Here is a 23,490-nt window from a genome sequence, read left to right as displayed (position 1 = left end):
ATGATGATCAAGGTCATTGAATTATCTGATGTCTCAAAATCATTTGGCGGGGATATTGCTGTTTCACAACTGTCTCTGTCCATTGGAGATGGGGAATTTTTAACTCTCCTGGGGCCTTCCGGCTGCGGGAAGACCACTGTACTGCGTCTTATCGGCGGCTTTGAAGAAGCTGACGAAGGCACAATCCATCTCGACGGTAGATCAATGGCCGGAGTTGAGCCGGAATCACGCCCGGTCAATACCGTATTTCAGAGCTACGCCCTGTTTCCCCATATGAGTGTGTACGAGAATGTTGCCTTCGGTCTTAAAATAGCCGGTAAAAACAAGGCCGACATTGACCGTGAAGTTGAGATTGCCCTCAAACTGGTGCGTCTTGAAAAAATGGGAAATCGCCTGCCGGAAGAACTCTCCGGCGGCCAGCAGCAGCGGGTTGCCATAGCCCGCGCCATCGTCAATAAACCGCGAGTACTGCTCCTTGATGAGCCCATGTCCGCTCTTGATTACCGCCTGCGCAAAGAAATGCAGAAAGAACTGAAGGAACTTCAGCGGACCCTCGGAATCACCTTCATTCTTGTTACCCACGATCAGGAAGAGGCTTTTACCATGTCCGACCGGGTGGTGGTCATGAATAAAGGACGCATAGAGCAGATCGGCACACCGCGTGAAATATATGAAAATCCGGTCAACCTTTACGTTGCCCGTTTTGTCGGTGAAATCAATATCCTTGGCGGATTCATCACCGCAAAAACGGATTCCGGATTTCAGGCGGAGATAGAAGGAGTCCCGGTAACAGTCAGGTCAAATCGTAACTTTTCCGAAGGAGACAGGATACATGTCCTGTTAAGGCCGGAAGATTTCCGGGTAGAAGTCATGCGTGAAGTCGAGGATGACCCGGAACTTGCGGAAAAATTCAACAAAGCCCTGCTTAAAGGAAAAGTGGAACACACCTACTATAAAGGTGCGACTTACGATTTGGACATCACTCTCGATGACGGGAAACAAATACTGGTATCAGAATTTTTCGACGAAGACGCCGAGACTCTCTACTTTCACAAAGGAGACCGCGTCGCTGTCGGCTGGTTTGAAGGCTGGGAGGTAGTCTTGCCCCATGAAGGATAAGCTCCTGTTTAAGCGCTTCATTATCGGAGGCGTGCTCGGATGGATTACCGTATTCGGAATTGTGCCCACAGTTATGCTTCTGGGGGTCAGTTTCATGAGTCGGCATACTGACGACTTCATCCAGCCGGTCTTTTCACTGGCGAGTTACTACCGTCTGTTCCAGCCGGCACTTGGAACCATGCTTTTGCAATCCCTGCTGATGGCCGGGGGAGCGACTCTGCTCTGCCTGCTGGTAGGCTACCCTTTTGCCTATATCGCAGCGCGGGCTCGCAAGGACATATCCCGGCTTATGCTTCTGCTGGTCATGATCCCGTTCTGGACCAATACACTCATCAGAACCTACGCCATGGTTGCCGTTCTCAAGGCTGACGGCATCCTGAACAAAACACTTATGTTCTGCGGCCTGATCGAAGCGCCGATCAAAATCATGTACACACAATCTGCCGTGTTCATAGGACTGGTCTACACCCTGCTGCCGTTCATGATTCTGCCGCTCTACGCCGCCATCGAGAAACTTGATCTGCGGCTGCTTGAAGCCGCCCGGGATCTCGGGGCGGATAAGCGGACGACTTTTATCAAGATAACGATACCTCAGACTATGCCCGGAATAGTTTCGGGATGTATGCTTGTATTCCTCCCTGCCATGGGCATGTTTTACATTCCCGATATTCTGGGCGGAGCACGTACAATGCTTCTGGGCAACTACATCCGCGACCAGTTCCTTACTGCCCGGGACTTACCTATGGGGGCCGCGGCGTCCATCGCCATGACTCTGATGATGGGACTCATGCTTGCGCTTTATTACCGCAGCATGCGCCGGTCCGGCAGGAGGATTAAAATATGAATAAATTCATTAAATCCTTATACGTAGGTCTGGTATACATTTTTTTGTACCTCCCGCTGGCCGTCATGGCGGTATACTCTTTCAACGCGTCCAAGTACTCGCTCTCATGGAAAGGGTTCACCCTCAAATGGTATGGTAAACTTCTTGGCAACACGACCTTGATCGATGCGGCCCTGCGCTCAGTAACCATCGCCATACTCTCAGCCAGCATCGCCTGCCTGATAGGAACCTTCGCCGCGTTTATGCTGCACCAGTATCGCTTTAAAGGACGCAGGACCGTTTTCAGCAGTTTATTTGTAATGATGATGTCCCCTGACATAGTCATCGGCATTTCTCTGCTGGTGCTCTTTCTGGCAATGGGCACCACCCTCGGTTTCTGGACCTTGCTCATCGGCCATGTGACCCTGTGCGTTCCTTTTGTAACCGCCACTGTTTATTCACGTTTCAAAGGCTTCGATAGAACTGTAGTTGAAGCAGCCCGTGATCTTGGAGCCAGTGAAGCTCAGGTTTTCAGAAAGATTGTCGTTCCCATGGCCCTGCCCGGACTGATGGCCGGCTGGCTGCTCAGTTTCACCCTTTCACTGGACGATGTAATCATCAGCTTTTTCACTACAGGACCGACCTACGAAGTGCTGCCCCTGCGCATTTATTCAATGGTCCGCCTGGGCATCAAACCGGATGTCAATGCTCTAAGTGTGGTGATGATCAGCATTACCGTGATCACCATCGTCCTGTCCCGTAGACTACTTAAGGAGAAAAAATAATGAAAAAGACTCTTTTGGGGCTTGCCCTGATTTTACTATATTCCGTACCCGCTTTTGCGGGAAGCAACGAATTATATCTTTATATCTGGTCTGAATACATTCCGGATGAAGTGGTGGAGAACTTCACCAAGGAAACCGGCATCAAAGTTCATATGTCCAATTATGACAGCAATGAAGCCATGTACGCCAAGATTAAACTGGCAGGAAAGGGGTACGACCTGATTGTTCCCTCTTCGGATTATGTGAGCCTGATGCGCCGTCAGGGATTGCTGTTGCCGCTGGACAAGAGCAAATTGAGCAATTTTTCCAACCTTGCGCCCAAATTCACCAATCAGGCGTTTGACCCGGACAACAAATACTCCATTCCGTATATGTGGGGTTCGACCGCCATAGCGGTTAATACCGGAATGGTCGGCAAAGATATGGTCAACTCCGTTACAGATCTGTGGAAACCGGAACTTAACGGCAAATTGCTCCTGCCCAACGATACACGAGAAGCATTTGCCATCGCCCTGAAACTGCTGGGCTACTCCGTAAACGAGACGGATCCCGCCCGGATTGAGGAAGCATACCAGAAACTTAAATTACTGATTCCAAGTGTACGGGTTTTCGATTCCGACTCCCCCAAGCAGGCTCTGCTGGCAGAGGAAGTAGCCGTTGGTGTGGTTTTTAACGGTGAAGCATTTATTGCCAACCAGGAAAACCCGGACATTAAATATATTTACCCGCCTGAAGGGTACAGTCTCTGGATCGATTCTATGTGCATTCCCAAAGGGGCAAAGAACATCGATGAGGCGCATGCTTTCCTTAATTACCTGCTCCGTACTGATGTTTCCGCAAAAATATCAGCTGAAATGGGATATTCTACACCCAACACAAAAGCGGTAAACCTTATTCCTGAAGAAGTGCGCAAAAACCCCATCGTCTACCCGCCCGCTGAAGTGGTTGAGCGTGGTGAATTTGAAGACTATCTTGGCGAATCCATGAAATTGTATGAGGATTACTGGATCAAATTGAAGACCGACTAATTACGAAAAAAGCCTTCCTTTTGGAAATGATTCTCATCATCCTAAAGGAAGGCCATTTTCAGCAAACTGATTTTCGTTTTATCAAACTTTATTTTTAGTCCACAACATCAAATAAAAATCTTAACTTACTCGACAGTCACACTTTTAGCCAAGTTTCTAGGCTGGTCTACGTCTTTACCTAGGTAATCGGCGGTTTCGTAGGCGAAGAGCTGCAGAGCCGGGAGGGCTATGAATGTGTTCAGCGGTCCCCACACTTCCGGGAGCACCCAAGGCTGTTCCACGTCGAGCTCAACTCCGGGGTTGGTCAGGGCAATAATTTCACCGCCACGGGCTTGGACTTCAACAAGGTTTGATTTCACCTTGGGGAACAGGTCATCATTCAGCGCCATGGCGAATGTTGGGAACTTGGGATCAATCAAAGCGATTGGTCCGTGCTTCATTTCTCCAGAAGCGTAGCCTTCTGCATGGATGTAAGAAATTTCCTTGAGCTTAAGCGCGCCTTCAAGTGCCAGTGGGAAATAAAGTCCGCGGCCGAGAAAGAAGAAACTGCTGGCTTCAGAATATTCACGACTGAGTTCCTGAGCCCTGCTGCGCATGGCAGGCAACTCTGCCTCGAGAATTGAAGGGATATTGCGAATATCCATTACCGCACGGCTGTAGGTGGCGGCATCTATCACTCCCTTTTTCCTGCCCCAGTAAAGGGCCAGAAGTAGAAGCGCGGTAAGCTGGCTGCACATAGCCTTGGTGGAAGCAACGCTGATTTCCGGGCCGGCCTGAGTGTACATTACATAATCTGATTCACGGGACACGCTGGAGCCCACTACATTACACAGACCGAGAATGGACAAGCCCTTTTCTTTAGCCAGCTTGATTCCGGCCAGGGTATCGGCAGTCTCTCCGGACTGACTGATAGCCAGCGCCACTCCGCCTTTGGAAAGGAGGGGATCACGGTACCGGAACTCGGAAGCGATTTCCACTTCCACCGGAATTTTAGCCCACTGCTCAATGAGATATTTGCCCCACAGACCCGCATGATAGGATGTTCCACAAGCAATGATATGCAATCTTTCCGGGACTTCCATGTCCTCAACATCGGGCAGAACGATCTCATTCTGGGATTGATCGACGCGACCGGCAAGGCAATCGGAAATAACCTTGGGCTGCTCAAAAATTTCTTTGATCATGAAATGCTTATGACCGTCCTTCTGCGCGGCCTGCACATCCCAATTGATTGTTCTGATTTCCTTTGCCACCGGCTCGAGGGTTTTGGAGTTGAAAACTTCCCATGAGGAGGAGGTTATCTTGACCAGCTCGCCGTCCTCGATGAAAACCACATCACGGGTATAAGGCAGAAAGGCGGGAATATCGGAAGCGACAAAATTCTCCCCAACTCCCACTCCCATTACCAGCGGGCTGGCGACACGGGCCGCGTAAACGGTTCCCGGTTCGTCAACGCAGACAGCTGCAATAGCGTATGCGCCTTCCACCTGTTTCAAAGCCCATGAAATTGATTCCAGCATGGAATTATTGTGCTTGCGGCCTTCGGCAATAAGGTTACAGAGCACTTCGGAATCGGTATCAGAACGGAATTCGTATCCCTTGGCGATGAGTTCTGTCTTGATTTCCTGATAGTTCTCGATGATTCCATTGTGAATCATGGCGATTTTTTTTTCATAATCCAGATGCGGGTGGGCATTACGTTCCACAGGAACACCATGAGTGGCCCAGCGGGTATGTCCCACGCCAAAGGTGGAATTGGTCACATTCTTATGAGCCAGCTTTTCATCAAGGGCGGCCAGCTTACCTTCGGCACGAACGAGTTCAATTTCCTTATTCTGGATAGTAGCAACACCCGCGGAATCATAGCCGCGATATTCAAGTCTTCTCAAGCCTTCTACAATGAGAGGAACAGCGGGACGATGCCCGGCGTATCCGATAATTCCACACATAAAAGTAACTCCAATTTATTTGGATGCGCTATGCGCTTTTATTTAAAACGAAATTTATTTACCTATTTTCTCTTGAAAATCAGGCCATTGTTCCATGAGCGCACGCAGGGCCTTGCCTCGGTGCGAGCGGGCATTCTTGGTTTCACGGGTCATTTCAGCGGCAACGCAGCCCAGCTCCGGATCGAAGAAAAGGGGATCGTAACCGAAACCCTGCCTGCCGGTCAGCTCGAAGGCTATGCGGCCTTCCCACTCTCCACGGCTCTGGATGCGGATATTGTCGGGAGTTGCGGCAACCATGACACAGACGAAACGGGCAGTGCGATTCTCTTCGGCCACCCCGTCCAGCTCTTCCAGCAACTTGGCATTATTCTTTTCGGGGGTAGCGTCTTCGCCGCTGTAACGGGCGGAAAAAACACCGGGACGTCCGTCGAGAGCATCGACTTCAAGGCCGGAATCATCGGCTACAGCCACCAGCCCGGTAAGATTGGCAACGGTCTGGGCTTTGATAATAGCATTTTCAAGAAAAGTCTCACCCGGTTCGGGAATTTCCCCGATTTCAGGAAATTGATCCAAGCCTTTCACTTCCAGACCCAGATCTTTAAGAAGCTCATCAAACTCAGCAATTTTGCCCTTATTGGTGGTGGCAAGAACAACTGTTTTCAAAACAATCTCCCGTAAAAATTTATCGCAATTGTGAGATTTAGGCTGACAAAACCAACTAAAAAATTGCAAAGGGAATAATCCGCTTCGCCATCAAGATTATGTTTTGAGACTAATACGCTGTCGAAGCTGTTTAGGCAACAGGAGCTTTCTTAAGCAACAGGATGACACTTGTGCCTTTACCCGGCCTGCTGGCCAGCTCCACCTGCCCGCCGAACTCTTCAATTATCTTCTTGACCATGGGAAGACCTAAGCCGTTACCGTTAACCTTACCGGAAACAAAGGGGTCGAAAGCGCGGGTTCTTATCTGGCCCGGAATCCCCGGACCATTATCACGAACTTCCAGCCAGACATGTTTATCGCTGACTCCGCTGGAAATATTCAGTTTACCGCCATCGGGCATGGCTTCCATTGAATTTTTTACCAAGTTTATCAGGCACTGCCTAATTTGCTCCACCCCGCCGACACCGAACGGCTGGCTCGGGTCAAGATCCATCTCCACCTCGATTTCCTGCAACTGGCAGCCCAGAGAAAGGAGCTGCATAGCGTCTGCGGCCACCCGGTTGATATCGATATTCTTTTTCTGCACATCCTTTGAACGCACAAAGCTGAGAATACTTTTGAGCAACCGGTCCAGCCGCTGGGCTTCTTCAAGGATTATCTGAATCTTTTCGCGCCCGGAAGGATCAATGCTTTCATCTTTGATCAGGACCTTGGCAAAGCCGCCCATCGCCATAAGCGGATTGCGGATTTCATGGGCGATGTAGGCGGAAAGTTCACCGACTGTGGCCATGCGTTCGGATTGCTGCAAACGCTGCTCAATCATGGTTCGTTCGGTGATATCTCTGCAAATGACCACCAGTTGCACCACCTCGTTTTTGTCTTCTTCGGTGATGGGATAGGCATAGATGCGATAGAAGTTAATCTTGCCCTGATCATCTGTCTCGGAAAACATTAACTCGCTGTTTTCAAGTGACATGGCCGGGACATCTATTCGTTCCCCTTTAAGCGGACAGAGCGAACGCATTGCGTCAAAATAATCCAGAGGATTTTTACCGTACAAATCCGTAAGTGTTTTTCCGGTACGCCCGGCAAAATGCCTATTACAATCAAGGATCAAGCCGTCAGCGCCGACAATTAGTATGTCTTCGGGAAACTGGTCCACCACGGACTTGAACAATGCCTGAGTCTGCATAAGATTGGCTTTGCAGGCTATCCACAACCGGTCAGTTGCATGCAGCCGGAGAAAAAAACGGGCGGCGGGCAGTTCAATCAGAGTCACTTCTGGCGGCATGGCCCTTCTCAAAGCAAGAACCATTTCCGCTTCACCGGAAAGCTCAAAGACCATATTTATGGAAGGGTGTTCGGAAAGCATGGACTGCACGTCCGCATAGAGGGGAAAAGTGTGACCATTCTGCTGAGGATTTCCGGACTCGTCGATAAGAACTCCGGCTTCAATGGTTATGTTCGCGGCAGCACGGCTGCTCTCATGCAGCAGCAGAGAAAGAGAGGAAAGCGTAAAGGAACGCCCCACAATTCCAATATAATCTTTTTTCATCTCAATTAAATCTTCAAGCATTTCAGCTCCGTTGCACCATTCACTTTGAATACTTTGCCAGCTGTAGAACTGATGATAAACTATTTCCCGGAAAATAGGTAATTAAGAAACTGGACATTTACTGCTTTGCTCTTCAGCAGGAATGAGTTAACCATTGCCGCACAAGGGCTACTGAGCTTTAATCCAATATCGATAAATTTAATTACAAACAGAATATTAATATGACCAAAATCAGGATCTATACCATCAGCCTCGGCTGTCCGAAAAACAGGGTCGATACCGAAGTCATGCTGGGAGCGTTCGGCGACGGAATGATCGCAGCTGCCACAGCGGAAGAATCCGACCTTGTCCTTATTAACACCTGCGGCTTCATCGGCCCCGCAACTGAAGAATCCGTTGACACCATCCTTGAAGCCGCTGATGCCATCAAAGACCTCACCCCGCGCCCGGTTCTGGCTGTAGCCGGATGTCTGGTCAGCAGGTACGGCAAGCTGAGCGAACAGATACCGGAAGTTGATCTCTGGCTTTCCACCCATGAACTGGACCAGTGGCCGGAGCTTTCAGCCAAAGCATTAAAACGTGAAATTTCCACTGACCGCAAAAGAATCATCAGTACCGGACCGGCTTACGCATACCTGAAAATCAGCGAAGGGTGCTCCCATTCCTGCCGCTTCTGCACCATCCCATCAATCCGCGGGCCCCACGTGAGCCGGGAATTGAACGGTCTGGTGGACGAAGCCCGCCATATTCTTGCTCAGGGAGTGCCGGAGCTGGTTGTAGTCGGTCAGGACACCACCGCCTACGGTTCGGATCTTGACAACAATGAAACAAATCTGCGCGCTCTGATCGAGAAACTGCTGCCCCTTAAAGGGCTTGAATGGCTGCGGTTAATGTACCTCTATCCCGCAGGTCTGACCGACTCCATGCTTTCTTTTCTGGCTCAGGCAGGAAAACCGCTGCTGCCTTATTTCGATATCCCTGTGCAGCATGCCCATCCAGATGTGCTTTCATCTATGGGCCGCCCCTTTGCCCGTGACCCCCGCAAGGTTATCGACAGAGTCCGTAAGCATATTCCAGATGCCGTACTGCGGACCAGCATAATCGTTGGCTACCCCGGAGAAACCGAGGAACATTTCAAAACGTTGATGGATTTTGTAAAGGAAACACGATTCCAGAATCTCGGGGTTTTCGCCTATCAGCCGGAAGACGGAACCCCGGCCGGCGAGATGGAACAGCTGCCCGAAGAGTTGCGCGAAGATCGCAGACTGCGACTCATGGAGATTCAGTCTGAAATCAGCCGGGAAATACTGGAAGAAAAAATTGGGAAAACTATTCAGGTACTGGTGGAAGAACCTAACGAGGAGTGGCCCGGGCTGTTTAACGGACGAGTCTGGTTTCAGGCTCCTGAAGTGGACGGTATAACCTATGTCAGCGCTCCGGAAGACGGAGTGGAACTGATCCCCGGCCAAATAGTTGAAGCCGAGATTGATAGTGTAACTGATTACGATCTGGTTACTCTGGTTAAATAAAAAAACAAAAATCCCCCTGAAGCTCATGCTTCAGGGGGATTTTCTTATCTGCGAATCAAAATTTTACATATCAATAATTCTAACAGCGCGGTTTTTCAATTCAGGCTGCGCCTCATATGAAGATAGAATTCTGGCTCCTTCATCTACGTACCTGCTGATCTCATGCACAAGACTACCGCGCTGGCACTGAATATTTTGCGGTGAATAAGAAATTCCTTTTTTACTCTGGAGCTGTAAAGAAAACTTTAATTCCATCTGCGGAGTAACATTTATCTGCTTCCGACCAGCTTCCTGCTCTACTACAGTCAACACTGCTTTTTTAAGGATGTTCCTGTTCTCCCAGAAACTTCTGTTCAGCGTAATTATTTCACCATTACTAAGTTGCAGCTTTTCCTCAGAAAGGCCTTTAAAAAATTTATACTTTGAAGATAGTACGGGGCGTGAAGGCCTCCCTTCTATCGAATAGATTGCGTAAGTACCAAGTCCGGCAAAAAGAGTTAACCCTATCAACAAAAATACAATTTTTTTAAATTTGGGATTCACTAATCAACAACCTGTTTAGTAAAGAAAAATTTAGAATACTTAATATTTTGAAATTATTCTCTATCAAACAAGGATAACACCTTCAAGACTGCACGTATTATAAATTTAATTAACCGTCATTACAGCGAATAATCTTAGCATCTGCCTGTTCCCGGCGCTCATATTCGGCAGAAGCCTCAACCGCAGCGGCCCATGAATCAAAGCGCCCAAAACGAACGCAATACCATTTACGATTGTTGCTTGAGGGAACCTCGACCACATAGGCTTCATAGCCCTGCCCGACAAGGCGCTGACGGACTTTTGCCGCAGAATTGGGTTTCCGGTTGGAACTGACCTGCACTGTATAATTAACAGGTTTCAACCCGGAGCTTATTCTGGGTGAAGGCTTATTTCGTTTATGCGCAACGACAGGGGATGGTTTGGCCATGTTTTCTTTGTTGCGAACATCAAAAAACTGCCATGCCAGAGGGCCGTCCAGAGGTCTGGAGTAGATCAAGTATTGCCCCTCGCCATCAGCCATGAAGTTAAAGACATCATCCTCTTCCACCTTCATGGCGGAAACAGTCTGCCCGGTGCTGCGATCAATAACCTGCAGTCCAACGGAAGGATAAACACCACCCTCTTCCATAGCAAATGAAATGGTGGAATTTACCGCGAAAACAGCCAGACCTTTCTGTTTTTTACACTTGGTAATTACATTAAGGCCTCTGTAGCAAGGTGATTCAGTACGTACAGGCAGAGGCAGAGTCATTACCGGGTCGCCGTAAAAAACCATATCGTAAACCGGGGCAAGGCTCTCGCTCTTAAGCAGATTCTGGGCGAACTGGGCACGGGCCTCAATCAGAGCATTACCTATACGATGCTTACCGCTGAAGTAAGCCTTATGAAATTCCAAAAGCAAACGGGGAGTACCGCTGGAATTGACCCGAAGGACTCGTCCGTCATCAAGTTCGGCATTAATATTACCGGAATTGTTGCAACCGGTAAGTACAGCCAAGCCGCCACCGGGAGAAAGAACAATCGCCTCCGCCGGGGAGGGAACGGTCGAGTTGGCGGTGATTACATCACAGGAAGGATTGAGCACCACGGGCAGCCCGGGTTTGTATTCAAGACTCAAAATATCCGAAACAGACACAACCCCGTTTCCGGCCTGAAATCCTTCCGCCGTAGCCTCAAGAGCCAGCCATTGCACGGAGACATCATCTTCAGCCAGCGACTGACGCAACCGCCGCGGGGTAACTCCTCCGGCCGCGCCGAGGTAACGTATGGCCTCCGGTCCTGCGATGCCTTCCTGCTGCAAAGTAAAAAAAAGTAATTCCGAATCGGAAAAAACCTGACCGGAAAAACTTTCGCCTCCGAGAAAGGAAACCGGCCATGCCGGACGGAACTCTCGATCCTCATACCAACGCTCATATTTTGCGGCCACATCTTCCGCCTCAGCGCAGTCACGAGCGGGGATTCTGCCCACGGGAAGAACATTCTCCGGTGCCGAGGCAGAACCGCCGTAGCTGTAATCGGAAATATGAACTGCGGTTCCGTTAACTTCGCCGAACTGGGCAGAGGGCACAATTTCCCGGTTTCCGAGAATAAGCACAGACATGACCTTGCCGTCTTTATTCAAGCGGGTAATCTGTTCGCGCACCCCGGAAAACACGTTCTCGGCCGACTGTGCTGTCCCGTTACAGGACGGAACTTTGAGGATAACGGATTTGACCCCTTCATATTCACGGTGCAAATAGGAAAAATAACGGGCAGCACGCATAAAATCGGCAGTGCAGACGATTACGCTTTTCTTTTGCTCCGTATACGGTGCGGAAGAGACTTTAATCGGGATGAGAGCCTGAACCGGCTCAGCTGTTTTCCCGAATTCTTTTACCTTACATCCTGTAAACAGGACCAAACATGACAAAACCAGCAAGGGGATAAAAACTTTATTCAGCCTAATCATTTTCACTCCCGTTGCCTTTTCCGACTTTCCGTAAAATTTCATTCCAAACCTTCTCAACCGAAATATCCGTCATACATTTATGATGCTTCTCCGGGCAACTTCTGCCGCCATGCAGACCGCAAGGACGGCATTCCAACTCTTCATGAGTTTCCAATACTGTGGAATTCTCCCCACGAGGGAAAAAGCCAAACCGACGTACAGTCGGCCCGAACAACGCTACGACCGGGACATTCTGTACCCATGCGATGTGCATAGGCCCAGAGTCATTACTTATATAGACATCCAACTGCCGGATATGGGCCGCAAGTTGCTGGAGATTCAATTTACCGGCCAGATTTACAACCGACTCAGAATGGTCGGTCAAAGCAAGTACGGACCGGCAAAGTTCTTCTTCGGAAGGCCCGCCAAACAGGATGACCTTAAGCCCCTGAGCTATACACTTATCGATCACCTGCGCGAAATTCTGTTCCGGCCATTTCTTGGTTTCCCAAGTTGAGCCGGGATGAACGCCGATTACCGGCCCTTCTCCCAGCCTATCAAAAAATGATTCGGCTTCATCCAGCACATCATCCGGAAGTTCAAGCATAACTTCCGGCGCTATACCGGGAATTCCCAGCGGTTCACCGAGGGCGAGCAGCCGCTCCACTTCTTCCCGCTCATCAAAACGTCTTTTCACCGTCTGTGAATAAACAAAGCGATTGAACCATGGGGCATCATATCCGATCCGATCCTTTATGCCTGTAGACATGGCAACCACAGCCGAACGGGCACTGGTATGAGCGGAAATAAAGAGATCAAACCCCTGCCGGCCTAATTCAACGCCGAACGTGCGGGCCGCGACCATGCCTTTCTGCGCGCCGCGTTTGTCGAACCCGTGCACACCGGAAAGCTCCGGCTGCCCTGCAAAAAGTGATTCCACACCCTTACGTACAAAAAAATGAATTTCAGCATCGGGAAACCGCAGGGCAAGGGCTTTAATCAGAGGCAGTGTCAGCACCGAATCGCCAAGGAAAGCGGTCTGCCACAGGGCTATTTTTTTATAATTATCTTTCATCAATAGTTAGGAGTGCGTAGTTAAAAAAAAATCTTTCCGGCGATGGAACTGAAAATCAGAACTACGCCTACAGCCACGGTGACCAGCAGTTCAGGATACGGCGTTGTCCAGCGGACCCGTGCTCCAACGCTCTTTTCAAAACGGTAGAAACGGAAAGCTGCGCTGACCAGAATAACCATTCCTGACATAATGATGAATACACCTAGAAAATTCATTTCGCTGAGCATCGCATCAGGTGTTCCGGGCAGCATTTTTTGCATGTACAGTCTAGCCTTCTCAATAACGAACCCGAATCCGAACAACCCCAGAGCCGTCCGGCACCAGGCCAGAAAAGTACGCTCATTTGCCAGCAGGGTTCTCATTCTGGCAAGCTCGTTATTGTCCAGATTATCACTTTCATGTCCAGCCATTTGCCAACTCCTGAATTTCTGGTCTACACTTCTTGATCTTGAATATATATGCCTATAATCTGTAATGAGAATGCGGGCAACATTGTTCACCCGCAGGAACCACTTCCGGCCTCTCGCCAACTCCGGCAGGCCGTATCAGAAAGGACTTAAAATGAAATATATTATGTTTGAAGATTTTTCCGGAGACCCGCTGCCCATACTGATTCCGAACCGTATCGGCTACCTCGAGTTCAGGGAACAGATTCCATACACCAACGTACTCTCCGCCGGATATGTACAGCTGCATCCCACAGGCATCACCTGCCACGGAGAAGCCAGGGAACTGAGCACCGCCGCCCGCTCGGAAGATGCTGAAATCATCTCTGAAATGCTGGAGATTCCAGAATCGTAATCTTTCCGTACAGCAGATTAAAAATGGGCGATTTCGACAATCAAGTCGGAACCGCCCATTTTTTTATTTCTTTAAATAGATGTAACTAATCGTATTTAACCGCGCTGATCTTCATAAGCTTATCCCAGGTGTGGACAGCTTCGATGTGGCGCACGGTTCCGGTCTTGCCGCGCATGACCAGAGAAGTGGTCTCAGCGCCGTAGCCTAGATAACGGACACCGCGCAGGAAAGTGCCGCCGGAAATACCGGTAGCGGAAAAGAAGATATCATCACTTTTGACCAGATCATTAACGGTCATAATATTTCTAAGGTCGTATCCCTGTTCTTCCAGAGCGCCTTTTTCAGACTCGGACTGGGGATCAAATTTAGCGAACATTTCGCCGCCCATAATGCGGATTGCACATGCAGCAAGGACACCCTCGGGAGTACCGCCGGTTCCCACCATTACATCCACAGGACTGCGGGGGTCCACAACCATGAGCGCCCCGGCAACGTCACCGTCGGTGTGCAGCTGGATACGTGCCCCGGCATCACGAATCTCCTGAATCAGACCATGATGTCTCGGCTTTTCCAAAACAAATACAACCAGATCATCCACATCCTTATTAAGGGCTTTAGCGATCTTGTTGAGGTTCTCCTTGACCGGAGCATTGATGTCGACCATATTCCTCGCTGCGGTAGGCACTACCAGCTTCTGCATATAGTAGCTGGGGCCCGGATCAAGCATCATTCCGGTGGGGGCTACGCCCACGACAGAGATTGCGTTTGGACGACCGTAAGCCAGCAGGTTGGTACCTTCAACAGGGTCCACGGCAACGTCCATACCCGGACCTTCACCAACGCCCAATTTTTCGCCATTATAGAGCATGGGTGCATGGTCTTTTTCGCCTTCGCCGATAACAACAGTACCGCTGATTTCAAGACTGTTGAAACTGAGGCGCATAGCATCGACAGCAGCCTGGTCACCGGCGTTTTTGTCACCCCGGCCCAGCCATCTGGCGGAAGCCAGTGCCGCAGCTTCAGTTACCCTAACAAGGTCAAGAGCCAAATTTCTCTGGGGAGCTTCCATTTATCTATCTCCAAAAATGAGTGAAGTAAATTTTGTTTAAGATCCGTATAACAATGCATATGGCAATTACATAAAAAGGACCGCCAGTCCAGCTTTCATAAACGGTTCCCGAACGTGTGAACAACGTGCGGACTCAAAAACGATAAGGCAAAGCCACCGTTTTTACTCCGTAATTACATAGTATAGCACAGACTCCGGCTCCGGTCATTATCATACTCGGTTTAGGCATGAGATCTTGTAAGCTTGAACAAATCAGGCTAACAATGCTCTTTGCAAAGCAGATAGTAAGTTATCACCAGCCCGGAGGTTGATTTTTCTGCCGTGCAAGCTTATTAGAGAAAACATCTAAACTTTTTTTAGAGCTAATGCCTGTATTTTTATTGCTATCACACTGGGCAGAAAATTTTTAAATATAGTTGATCTGAGAATATGCGCAAATTTTTTATTCCAAACCTGATTATGGCCCTCTTCCTCGCAGGACTGCTTGTTTCTGTTGTTCCTGCCAGTGCCTTCGGTGCCAGTATCAAGGACGATTTCACCATCGCATGGAAGCAGTTCCATGCGCTTACCAAAAATAAAAAAAAGTCCCAGTACCGTTCGGAATGGGTGAAAGTCGGCAAACAATTCCGCAGTGTATTCAAAAGGTCTCCCCGAGGCTCATACGCGCCCAAATCCCTCTATTATCTGGGCCGAACATATGAGGAACTGGGCAACCGCAGCGGGATTAAGAAAGACTTCCAAACCGCTGTCGACTATTTCGGGCGCATGATTTCAAACTTTCCTTCCCACCAGTGGACGGACGACAGCATATACCGCAGAGCCGAAATACGACTGCGCCGACTGCATGAAAAAGATCTCGCATATTCCGATTACCTGACCATTGTGCACCGCTATGCCAAATCGGACATGTATTCCAAAGCCCGCAACAGGCTGGATTCCATGGACCGCAAAGGAATTTCCGGCAAAAAGAACAAACATAGAAAACCTTCGGGAACCATCATTCCCGCAAAAGGCGCTTCCCCAAAAAACGATAAGAATTCATCCAAGCGGGCCAAACTTCTTTCCGTTCGCTATACCAGCAGTGAAAGTTATACCCGTGTGGTCCTAGATCTGGACGAAGAAGCGCGCTACCGCTACCAGATACTGAACCCTAATCAGAGCGTAAACCGTCCGCACAGACTGTACATAGACCTTGAAAACACCATACTTGGAAACGGTGTAAATAAAGCAACTCAGGTCGCGGACGGCATTCTTGAGGACATCCGCTCAGCCCAGCGGGATCCTCGTACCACCCGTGTGGTGCTGGATTTCAACTCCATGCAGGATTACAAAATTTTTCCGCTGGAGAATCCCTTCAGACTGGTCATCGACGTTCAGGCACCTGAAGAAGGTAAAGTGGTCGAGAACAAAAGCCCTGTTCACCATTCCAAACGCCCAAAAAACACAACTCAAAAATATACCCCGCCGGCAAACAGTAAAAAAATGGCCGGGGAACTCCTTGAACAGCTGGGACTGACCTTCAAGACAATCATGCTCGATGCCGGTCACGGAGGAAAGGACCCCGGAGCTTCTGCCAACGGAATCAAGGAAAAAGACCTCAACCTGCGGTTTACCAAGATACTTGCAGCCAAATTGAAAAAAGCCGGCTTCAAGGTCATGTATACCCGTAGCACAGATGTATTCATCCCTCTTGAAGAACGTACCGCCATGGCTAACATCAAAAAGGCGGATATGTTTATATCCATTCATTGCAACGCACACCGCAGCTCAAGAATAAACGGTATTGAAACATATACCTTGAACCTTGCCCGCAACCGTAACGCAGTCCGCGTAGCAGCCCGGGAAAACGCGGTATCGGCCAAGAGAATCAGCGACCTGCAGGTCATCCTTACCGACCTGATGCTTAACTCCAAGGTGAAGGAAAGCAAGGATTTAGCCCAGAACATACACTCCCGTTCCCTGAAAAATATCCGCCGCAAATGGAAGGTAAAGGATCAGGGTGTGCGCGAAGCTCCGTTCTACGTGCTCATGGGCGCGAAAATGCCCTCGGTACTCATCGAGCTGGGATACCTGACTAACCGAATAGAAGCCAAACGACTTAAAACTGACCGCTATCTTTCTTACATTGCCGACGGCATTGTAAAAGGTGTATTGGAATATAAGAAACAGATCGAAAGGTATGCCAGCCTCTAGCAGGTCAACTTCAAAAGCCTCGTTGCGGGAAAGAATATGATCAATCTTGATATACCCGGATTCGCCAAGCTTGAAATTGAACATCTGGTTCTGGACTATAACGGAACCCTCGCCCTTGACGGCAACCTGCTGCCCGGAGTGGGAAAATTGATTCTCGAATTATCCGAGGATGTGAAGCTCCACGTACTTACAGCAGATACGCTGGGTCAATGCGAAGAAGAGCTTTCCGGCCTGCCTGTGACCATACACATTATCAGCGGCAGCCCTGAAGATAAATCCAAACTAGATTACATCGAATCACTCGGGCCGGAAAAATGCGCCTGCATCGGTAATGGCCGCAACGACATGCTCATGCTTAAAAATGCAGCGCTGGGCATCATAATCTCAGGGGCTGAATGCATGTCCATGAAAGCCGCACGCGCAGCAGATCTGGTAGCGACAGACATTTCCAGTGCGCTTGGTGTTTTTACTCACCCTGTGCGTTTACTGACTACTTTGCGAAATTAATGTTTCCGGAACGGCAAGTTTCGCAGCCGGTTGCAAAACATAATTTTCAAACAGAAAGACCGCAGTATCATGATACTGCGGTCTTTTAATTTTATTTAGCTGACAGCCCTGTAAACAGGTTCGATAGCTTCCAGTTCCTAAAAGAATTTTTTAACAGCTTCGACAACTCGTTTAGCTTCTTCACCGGTCATATGCGGCCCTATGGGCAGGGAAAGCACTTCACGATGAATAGCCTCGCTGATCGGCAGGGAAAGATTCGCCATTTCTTTGTACGCCCCCTGTTTGTGCGGGGGGATAGGATAATGGATGGCCGCCTCAATCTTGTTTTCAGTGAGATGCTCGATCAGCCCGTCACGGTCTTTGCAGCGGACAACGAAAAGATGCCAGACGGACTGCACGCCTTCGGAAACCACCGGAAGCACCAGCGGTGTATCCTTGAGCCCTTCAAGATAGATCCCGGCAATTTCTTTGCGGGTCCAGTTCCAGTTGTCCAGCTTATCCAGCTTTACGCGCAGAAAAGCGGCCTGCAACTCATCTAAACGGCTGTTGAATCCTTTGCATTCATGGATGTACTTTTCAGTTGAACCATAATTGGCAAGCTTGCGCACTTTTTCGGCAATATTTGCATCCATGGTGGTTACGGCTCCGCCGTCACCGAACGCTCCAAGATTTTTACCGGGATAAAAACTGAAAGCGGCAGCATGGCCCAGGGTACCGCACATACGGCCCTTGTAAACAGCGCCGTGCGCCTGCGCTGCGTCGGTAACGACAAACAGAGAATGCTTTTCAGCAAATTCCATGATCGGGTCCATATCTGCCGGCTGTCCGTAAAGGTGAACCGGAATAATTGCCTTTGTCTTAGGGGTCAAAGCTGCATCGAGCTTGGCCGGGTCCATATTATAGGTGCCTTCCACAGGCTCTACCGGGATGATATTAGCTCCAGTACGGGTGACCGCCAGCCATGTGGCGATAAAGGTATTGGACGGCACCAGAACATCATCACCATGACCGACCTCCGCAGCGCGCAGGGCCAACTCAATGGCTTCCAGTCCGTTACCGCATCCGATGCAGTGTGCTGCCCCGGTATAATGGCCGAATTCATGCTCAAAAGCTTTTACTTCATCACCGTGAATAAACCATCCTGATTCAAGGACACGTTTAGAAGCGGCATCCATTTTCGGAGCCAAAGCCTGATAGGTCCAGCCAACATCAAGAAATCTGATTTGCTTCATTTTCTTTTACCGCCTTTAAAAATTCATCATAGGTATAGTAGTAGTCACCCGGATCATAATATTCCGAGGCCAGCACCAGACACACTGAACCGGAAGAAAAGTTTTCAAGTTCACGCCAGGTCATGGTCGGAATATAAAGCCCGTAATATGACCTGTTCAGAGAAAATTTTGTCTTGTTTTTGCCGTCATCCAGAATCACATCAAAGCTGCCTGAAGCGGCGATAATGTACTGCCTGAGCTTTTTGTGAGCGTGGCCTCCGCGGCTCTCTCCACCGGGAACGTCATATAGATAGTACACCCTTTTGATATCAAAAGGAATATGACGGCTGTTTTCAATAAAAGTAAGGTTGCCCCTATTATCAAGAATCTTGGGCAGTTCGATAATCTGAGGTTTATCTTCTTTGATCATTTCCTGTCCTTCATTTCCAATTCAACCAGCCGGATATACTTTTGAAAAGTATAGAAAAAACCGTGCATGGCGACTATTAAACCGGCTCTTCCGTCCCGGAATCCGGCCTTGAGTATATACTGTTTGAAAAACTTACCAACCCCATGACCCAGTGCCGCCCACAGTGAGCTGCGTTTACCTCGTGAATAGAGATCTTCAGCGGCATCCTGCGTATAGATGTTTATCTTATCAAGATGCTGGAAAAAATTTTCATACGGGTAGTGGATGATATCACCGGTCACTTCCCCGGCTTTGCGCTTGGGACGCAGCTCTTCATGGGGCCTGATACCTCCGATAGTAATCCCGTCCCGTTTAAATATACGGAAAAGTTTATCAGGATACCAGCCGCTGTGCATGATGAACCGATCCAGATACCATGATCGGCGTGGGCAGTAGTACCCGTCCACGTTATCTGGATTGCGCAGCTTTTCTACTATTGATTTTTGCAGTTCCGCGGAAATTATTTCGTCCTGATCAATTGTGACCACCCACGGGGTGGAAATCTGCGTCAGGGCAAATTTATGCTGTTCGATGGCCCCGTTCCAATCGTTATGGACTATGCGGGCATTGTATTTTCGTCCGATATCGGGAGTGGAATCCGTTGACCCGGAATCGACAATAAGAATTTCATCGCAGAAAGAAAGACTCTGCAGGCATTCATCGAGCAGCCTTTCGCCATTATATGTGAGCACCAATCCAGTAATTTGATTCATTTGCGCCTTTTATTTTCAGAGAATAAAAAAATGCATCAGGCCAGCTTATGAATTGTAGGCAGGCCAACGGCGCTAGTCAAGAAAGTTCGGGGTTACGCAATCTTAAATTAAGAATTTAAGGTATAATCAGGTTAAAGCAGGGAAGAAAAATCTTTTTGAGATGTCCACTAAGTCATTTTAGGCTCAATGGCCTGAGAGATCTGGAAGGCGCGGTTGGCCTTAACCCGTCCGGGTGATCCGAGGTACTTCAGAACTCCGCCCACTTCACATTCAAGCAGGTCTTCTTCGTCCGTATCGAGCAGCAGGAGATCGCCCTCTTCAAGATTAAGAAGCTGACGACCGGAAATCTTGGTCTGCCCGAGGCGGACCAGCAGTTCCACCGGTGTTTCCATCAGTCTTTCCTTAAAACGGCTAACCCATACGTGGTCGATTTCCAGGCGCTCGGACTGGAATGATGCATGCAGTTTAGAACGGATAGGCTCAAGAGTGGAGTACGGCAGACACACGATGAGCGAACCGATAGCGTTTTCCAGTTCAACCTCAAAGGTAATCACCACGACAACATCCGAGGGCGGAACAATAGCCGCAAACTGCGGGTTGACCTCAGACCGGACCAATTCGAGATGGACCTCGTGTACCGGACGCCATGAATCCTCAAGGTTGGACAGGGCGATCTTGACCACTCGGTCAACTATGGCCTGCTCGATGGGAGTGAAGTCACGACCCTCAACCTTTGGCTGCGAACCGGAACCACCGAAAAAACTTTCCACCAGTGCGAAAACGAGACGGGAGTCGACAACAAGGATGGCGTTGCCGCGCAGAGGGTCCATCTTGAAAATTGAAAGCGAGGTCGGCACAGGCAGGGAACGCATAAAGTCCCCAAATTTGGACATATCGATGGAAATAGGATTTATGTCCACCCTTTTGCGCATGGTATTGGCAAGGTTGTTTGTGGCCAGACGCGCGAAACGGTCATTGACGATTTCGAGTACGGGCATACGACCGCGGATAATACGGTCCTGATTGGCAAGGTCAAAAGAGACAACACCGGAATCATCGTCCGGTATGTCCTGCTCCGCTTCAACCTCTCCACCGGAAAGGCCCCTTAATAGAGCGTCGACCTCATCCTGCTGCAGAATTTTACTCATGCTGATTAAACCCGTCTCATTTATCGTTCATGTGACCCATTAATATACCACAATTATCCATTTTTAAGCGCAAAGTAAACGAATAAGCCGGTATGTGTCCGCTGTATCGTCTTAAAAATTAAAAAACTTTAGCTGCACGGCAGTCACGCCACAGCTATACCTTTATATGCCAAGGTTCAAAACGCACACCAAGCAGATTATTCTCAGGGTAGCGCAATTGCAGGTAGCCGTGCTCACGCAACTTGGAGCAGGTGCAGGTTTTGGCGAACAGAGCACTGAAATTTGCTGCTCCCAGACCCTTCTCACCCACATCAAAATCCCCGACGCCATGATATGAATATCCGGGAGGGGCCAGAGATCGCGAAGCCAGCGAAAGATTTCCGCCGTTTGAAGCGGCTTTGGCAAGGAAAAGTATAAACTGTTTGACCACTGAACGCACCCCGGAAGTGAGATAAACCTTTCGACCGAGAACCTTGCGTATTTCAAAATATTTTTTATACGGTTCGCCCCGGTAGAGAAAATTTCCGGTACCCGGAACCTTTATCAATTCTTTGCGGGGGATGGATGCGGTCATCTTTCCAACAGGCTTCTCACCCAAAAAACCATAGTCATGGGCATCAAAGTGAAATGTACGGTCCAGAAAATCGAGCTCTTGTTTTGTAAATCTGCCGATGGTTGAATAATTGCGCGCCAACTTCAGCATATCGTCAAAACCGAGAACACAAAAGTTGCCGAACCCGACTGTCCGCTGCACCCGGCGCAACCTGCTCAGAGAAGATCCGAGCAGCGCTAGTTCTTTTTTATCGAGCACTATATCACCGGGCTGGGGGATGTCGAAATTTTCCATCCGGTGCAGATAATCCTTGAGATCTTTTTCTTCCACCCTGCGGGCCGCTTCCTGTGCCCCGGCAAAATCCGATACCCCGCAAAGCCATGCGGTTGCGGAAATTTGGAAAATAGATTTCAGGAATATTCTTCTATTCATGGGAACATACCGGTCAGGATCAAGTTTAATACATCGGTTTTTTTCTTTCTATAAAACAGATTCCAAGCGGTGGAAAGGGACTGGGGCGATGTTGCAGCGGATTAAATATGGCAAAGCGCGACAAGCCTAAAGGCTTGCCGCGCTTACCGACGAAAATGTATTGGAAAAACTCTATTTACCGCGTTTAGTCCAGAGTTTCATTTCCTTCATTTTTTTACGACGCTCACGCTGCAGGGATTTGCAGACCAGAGGAGTTTTCTTCTTGAGGCCGTATTTTTCACGGTATTCATCAGGAGTCAGCCCGTGGGAAGCCAGATGCTTCTTGGTGATGATCTTAAATGATTTACCACATTCACAGCAGACAATGGATTTTTCCTTGATGGATTTTTTAGGCTCACATGCAGGAGCTTCTTCCTGTGCAGGGAGGGCATTTTCAGCAATGGCCTGAATGCCGGCAGACAATTTGCGCACCATGGAAGTCATTTCCTCTTCACTCATGGTTCTTACGCTTGCCTGTGCTTTGACTATTTCCAAAGCCTCTTTTAAATAATCTTCCACTTGGAATCTCCTTTCAGGATTATTTTTTCACTAACTTGTAGTTGGAAGAATTATGGATAAAGTAGATTGTAGTAACTGTCAAATACATTAAACATAATTTTACAGATATTTTTGCCAAATAGTGAATTATGCATAAATGTCAGTTCTTTTTTTATGTCTATATTCCAATTTTACAGTGTGAAAGTATATTTAAAACATTTAAATTTCGAAAAACGAAATAAACACTGATTATTATTTCTAAATGCACACTTATAATTCACTCTGCCACAGAATAACGTATAATTATAATATAAGGTTCTGCGTCCGTGGTTTCTGAGAATTTGCGGTATCAGTGTTTGAGGTGTACTTCATGTACCAGCTTACAAAAATTATACAGCTGTAGTAGCTGAAACATTGGCCCGGCGGCCCGTCCGCCGATGGAAGTTAAGGTTTATTTTGCTGAGAATACGGACTTTAGCCCTATGCATTCTTATTTTTTCCCTGCCCTGTACCGGATGTATCTGGGGTGCAGCTACTATACTTGGAGTTGCGGTGGTGGGAGCCAATGTGAATGAATATCAGGAATCTCAGAAACCGCGAAACGCCACACAGGCTCTGGATGAGCATCTGGCACAGAAGCGTAAAGAAGATGAGGCTGTTTCCCGCAGCAGCGAAACGCCCGCCGAGCGTATTGATACTGAGGAAATCATAGAGACTTATTCCTCTCCCCTCATCGAGAACTGATCATGTCACGTTATTTTCAGAGATTATAACGTACTCGCAATCATTTGGCTTGCCTTAATCTTTTCCCAAAGTGTATCTTGCCAATACTTGGTAAGCTTAGTCAAAATTAAAAGGAGG

Annotated in this window: 23 protein-coding genes; 9 read left to right on the top strand and 14 right to left on the bottom strand. The window is 48.7% G+C overall.

Annotated elements, in window-relative coordinates; translation table 11 throughout:
- Genes potA through ACKU35_RS04945 form a run of 4 tightly spaced genes read left to right on the top strand, consistent with a single transcriptional unit; the run spans position 1 to position 3,755 of the window.
- The gene (gene potA / locus ACKU35_RS04960) at positions 1–1,119 is read left to right on the top strand and encodes a spermidine/putrescine ABC transporter ATP-binding protein PotA (RefSeq protein ID WP_319763722.1); all 1,119 of its coding nucleotides are present in this window, start codon (positions 1–3) and stop codon (positions 1,117–1,119) included.
- Positions 1,109–1,963 carry a spermidine/putrescine ABC transporter permease PotB gene (potB, locus tag ACKU35_RS04955; protein WP_319763720.1) on the top strand — a complete coding sequence of 285 codons (855 nt, stop codon included), beginning with the start codon at positions 1,109–1,111 and terminating at the stop codon, positions 1,961–1,963. Before potA ends, potB begins: the two co-directional genes overlap by 11 nt.
- On the top strand, positions 1,960–2,727 hold the full coding sequence (gene potC / locus ACKU35_RS04950; RefSeq protein WP_319763718.1) for a spermidine/putrescine ABC transporter permease PotC: 768 nt from the start codon (positions 1,960–1,962) through the stop codon (positions 2,725–2,727). The genes potB and potC overlap by 4 nt, the downstream gene beginning before the upstream one ends.
- Entirely contained in the window at positions 2,727–3,755 is a 1,029-nt protein-coding gene (locus ACKU35_RS04945; protein WP_319763716.1) for an extracellular solute-binding protein, read from the top strand. The genes potC and ACKU35_RS04945 overlap by 1 nt, the downstream gene beginning before the upstream one ends.
- A gap of 125 nt (positions 3,756–3,880) precedes the next feature.
- On the opposite strand, the gene glmS is transcribed toward ACKU35_RS04945, so the two are convergent.
- The 3 genes from glmS to ACKU35_RS04930 form a co-directional block, all read right to left on the bottom strand.
- Positions 3,881–5,704 carry a glutamine--fructose-6-phosphate transaminase (isomerizing) gene (gene glmS, locus ACKU35_RS04940; RefSeq protein WP_319763714.1) on the bottom strand — a complete coding sequence of 608 codons (1,824 nt, stop codon included), beginning with the start codon at positions 5,702–5,704 and terminating at the stop codon, positions 3,881–3,883.
- A gap of 54 nt (positions 5,705–5,758) precedes the next feature.
- Positions 5,759–6,367: an XTP/dITP diphosphatase gene (locus ACKU35_RS04935; protein ID WP_407944197.1), complete on the bottom strand. Its 609-nt coding sequence runs from the start codon at positions 6,365–6,367 to the stop codon at positions 5,759–5,761.
- 130 nt (positions 6,368–6,497) lie between these two features.
- Complete coding sequence (locus tag ACKU35_RS04930; RefSeq protein WP_319763712.1) at positions 6,498–7,943, bottom strand: ATP-binding protein; 1,446 nt, start codon at positions 7,941–7,943, stop codon at positions 6,498–6,500.
- 200 nt (positions 7,944–8,143) lie between these two features.
- On the opposite strand from ACKU35_RS04930, the gene rimO reads away from it, so the two are divergent.
- The gene (gene rimO / locus ACKU35_RS04925; protein ID WP_319763711.1) at positions 8,144–9,451 is read left to right on the top strand and encodes a 30S ribosomal protein S12 methylthiotransferase RimO; all 1,308 of its coding nucleotides are present in this window, start codon (positions 8,144–8,146) and stop codon (positions 9,449–9,451) included.
- Positions 9,452–9,514: 63 nt separating this feature from the next.
- Here rimO and ACKU35_RS04920 read toward each other — a convergent pair whose 3' ends face one another.
- From ACKU35_RS04920 to ACKU35_RS04905, 4 genes are all read right to left on the bottom strand, one after another.
- Entirely contained in the window at positions 9,515–9,994 is a 480-nt protein-coding gene (locus tag ACKU35_RS04920) for a hypothetical protein (RefSeq protein ID WP_319763709.1), read from the bottom strand.
- Positions 9,995–10,103: 109 nt separating this feature from the next.
- A complete protein-coding gene (locus ACKU35_RS04915; RefSeq protein WP_319763707.1) occupies positions 10,104–11,942 on the bottom strand; it encodes a C25 family cysteine peptidase in 1,839 nt (612 codons plus the stop codon).
- Positions 11,935–12,996, bottom strand: coding sequence for a lipopolysaccharide heptosyltransferase II (gene waaF, locus ACKU35_RS04910; protein ID WP_319763706.1), 1,062 nt, complete (start codon positions 12,994–12,996; stop codon positions 11,935–11,937). Before waaF ends, ACKU35_RS04915 begins: the two co-directional genes overlap by 8 nt.
- 20 nt (positions 12,997–13,016) lie before the next feature.
- Entirely contained in the window at positions 13,017–13,406 is a 390-nt protein-coding gene (locus ACKU35_RS04905; RefSeq protein ID WP_319763704.1) for a DUF202 domain-containing protein, read from the bottom strand.
- Between the two features lie 151 nt (positions 13,407–13,557).
- Here ACKU35_RS04905 and ACKU35_RS04900 point away from each other — a divergent pair, with 151 nt between their 5' ends.
- Positions 13,558–13,797 carry a hypothetical protein gene (locus ACKU35_RS04900; protein ID WP_319763702.1) on the top strand — a complete coding sequence of 80 codons (240 nt, stop codon included), beginning with the start codon at positions 13,558–13,560 and terminating at the stop codon, positions 13,795–13,797.
- 85 nt (positions 13,798–13,882) lie between these two features.
- On the opposite strand, the gene glpX is transcribed toward ACKU35_RS04900, so the two are convergent.
- Positions 13,883–14,866, bottom strand: coding sequence for a class II fructose-bisphosphatase (glpX, locus tag ACKU35_RS04895; protein ID WP_319763700.1), 984 nt, complete (start codon positions 14,864–14,866; stop codon positions 13,883–13,885).
- 429 nt (positions 14,867–15,295) lie between these two features.
- On the opposite strand from glpX, the gene ACKU35_RS04890 reads away from it, so the two are divergent.
- Positions 15,296–17,059, top strand: a complete 1,764-nt coding sequence (locus ACKU35_RS04890; protein ID WP_319763698.1) for an N-acetylmuramoyl-L-alanine amidase — start codon at positions 15,296–15,298, stop codon at positions 17,057–17,059.
- A gap of 36 nt (positions 17,060–17,095) precedes the next feature.
- A complete protein-coding gene (locus tag ACKU35_RS04885; protein ID WP_319763696.1) occupies positions 17,096–17,566 on the top strand; it encodes an ATPase P in 471 nt (156 codons plus the stop codon).
- A gap of 137 nt (positions 17,567–17,703) precedes the next feature.
- On the opposite strand, the gene ACKU35_RS04880 is transcribed toward ACKU35_RS04885, so the two are convergent.
- The 6 genes from ACKU35_RS04880 to ACKU35_RS04855 form a co-directional block, all read right to left on the bottom strand.
- Complete coding sequence (locus tag ACKU35_RS04880; protein WP_319763694.1) at positions 17,704–18,798, bottom strand: DegT/DnrJ/EryC1/StrS family aminotransferase; 1,095 nt, start codon at positions 18,796–18,798, stop codon at positions 17,704–17,706.
- Positions 18,776–19,207: an FdtA/QdtA family cupin domain-containing protein gene (locus ACKU35_RS04875; RefSeq protein ID WP_319763692.1), complete on the bottom strand. Its 432-nt coding sequence runs from the start codon at positions 19,205–19,207 to the stop codon at positions 18,776–18,778. The genes ACKU35_RS04880 and ACKU35_RS04875 overlap by 23 nt, the downstream gene beginning before the upstream one ends.
- The gene (locus tag ACKU35_RS04870; protein ID WP_319763691.1) at positions 19,204–19,959 is read right to left on the bottom strand and encodes a glycosyltransferase family 2 protein; all 756 of its coding nucleotides are present in this window, start codon (positions 19,957–19,959) and stop codon (positions 19,204–19,206) included. Before ACKU35_RS04870 ends, ACKU35_RS04875 begins: the two co-directional genes overlap by 4 nt.
- A 167-nt stretch (positions 19,960–20,126) precedes the next feature.
- The gene (gene fliM / locus ACKU35_RS04865) at positions 20,127–21,107 is read right to left on the bottom strand and encodes a flagellar motor switch protein FliM (protein WP_319763689.1); all 981 of its coding nucleotides are present in this window, start codon (positions 21,105–21,107) and stop codon (positions 20,127–20,129) included.
- Between the two features lie 154 nt (positions 21,108–21,261).
- The gene (locus tag ACKU35_RS04860) at positions 21,262–22,092 is read right to left on the bottom strand and encodes a M15 family metallopeptidase (protein ID WP_319763687.1); all 831 of its coding nucleotides are present in this window, start codon (positions 22,090–22,092) and stop codon (positions 21,262–21,264) included.
- A gap of 171 nt (positions 22,093–22,263) precedes the next feature.
- On the bottom strand, positions 22,264–22,650 hold the full coding sequence (locus ACKU35_RS04855; protein WP_015853443.1) for a MucR family transcriptional regulator: 387 nt from the start codon (positions 22,648–22,650) through the stop codon (positions 22,264–22,266).
- A gap of 435 nt (positions 22,651–23,085) precedes the next feature.
- Between ACKU35_RS04855 and ACKU35_RS04850 the strand changes: the two genes are divergently transcribed.
- Positions 23,086–23,373: a hypothetical protein gene (locus tag ACKU35_RS04850; RefSeq protein ID WP_319763684.1), complete on the top strand. Its 288-nt coding sequence runs from the start codon at positions 23,086–23,088 to the stop codon at positions 23,371–23,373.
- Positions 23,374–23,490 lie beyond the last annotated feature (117 nt).

The organism is Maridesulfovibrio sp. (assembly GCF_963676065.1).
Lineage (GTDB): Bacteria > Desulfobacterota > Desulfovibrionia > Desulfovibrionales > Desulfovibrionaceae > Maridesulfovibrio.
This window is presented reverse-complemented; position numbering and strand designations above follow the sequence as displayed.

Bases quoted from the DNA above. Each gene is read 5' to 3' on its own strand.
- potA (WP_319763722.1), top strand. From the start codon at position 1: ATGATGATCAAGGTCATTGAATTATCTGATGTCTCAAAATCATTTGGC.
- potB (WP_319763720.1), top strand. From the start codon at position 1,109: ATGAAGGATAAGCTCCTGTTTAAGCGCTTCATTATCGGAGGCGTGCTC.
- potC (WP_319763718.1), top strand. From the start codon at position 1,960: ATGAATAAATTCATTAAATCCTTATACGTAGGTCTGGTATACATTTTT.
- ACKU35_RS04945 (WP_319763716.1), top strand. From the start codon at position 2,727: ATGAAAAAGACTCTTTTGGGGCTTGCCCTGATTTTACTATATTCCGTA.
- glmS (WP_319763714.1), bottom strand. From the start codon at position 5,704: ATGTGTGGAATTATCGGATACGCCGGGCATCGTCCCGCTGTTCCTCTC.
- ACKU35_RS04930 (WP_319763712.1), bottom strand. From the start codon at position 7,943: ATGCTTGAAGATTTAATTGAGATGAAAAAAGATTATATTGGAATTGTG.
- rimO (WP_319763711.1), top strand. From the start codon at position 8,144: ATGACCAAAATCAGGATCTATACCATCAGCCTCGGCTGTCCGAAAAAC.
- ACKU35_RS04915 (WP_319763707.1), bottom strand. From the start codon at position 11,942: ATGATTAGGCTGAATAAAGTTTTTATCCCCTTGCTGGTTTTGTCATGT.
- waaF (WP_319763706.1), bottom strand. From the start codon at position 12,996: ATGAAAGATAATTATAAAAAAATAGCCCTGTGGCAGACCGCTTTCCTT.
- ACKU35_RS04905 (WP_319763704.1), bottom strand. From the start codon at position 13,406: ATGGCTGGACATGAAAGTGATAATCTGGACAATAACGAGCTTGCCAGA.
- ACKU35_RS04900 (WP_319763702.1), top strand. From the start codon at position 13,558: ATGAAATATATTATGTTTGAAGATTTTTCCGGAGACCCGCTGCCCATA.
- glpX (WP_319763700.1), bottom strand. From the start codon at position 14,866: ATGGAAGCTCCCCAGAGAAATTTGGCTCTTGACCTTGTTAGGGTAACT.
- ACKU35_RS04890 (WP_319763698.1), top strand. From the start codon at position 15,296: ATGCGCAAATTTTTTATTCCAAACCTGATTATGGCCCTCTTCCTCGCA.
- ACKU35_RS04885 (WP_319763696.1), top strand. From the start codon at position 17,096: ATGATCAATCTTGATATACCCGGATTCGCCAAGCTTGAAATTGAACAT.
- ACKU35_RS04880 (WP_319763694.1), bottom strand. From the start codon at position 18,798: ATGAAGCAAATCAGATTTCTTGATGTTGGCTGGACCTATCAGGCTTTG.
- ACKU35_RS04875 (WP_319763692.1), bottom strand. From the start codon at position 19,207: ATGATCAAAGAAGATAAACCTCAGATTATCGAACTGCCCAAGATTCTT.
- ACKU35_RS04870 (WP_319763691.1), bottom strand. From the start codon at position 19,959: ATGAATCAAATTACTGGATTGGTGCTCACATATAATGGCGAAAGGCTG.
- fliM (WP_319763689.1), bottom strand. From the start codon at position 21,107: ATGAGTAAAATTCTGCAGCAGGATGAGGTCGACGCTCTATTAAGGGGC.
- ACKU35_RS04860 (WP_319763687.1), bottom strand. From the start codon at position 22,092: ATGAATAGAAGAATATTCCTGAAATCTATTTTCCAAATTTCCGCAACC.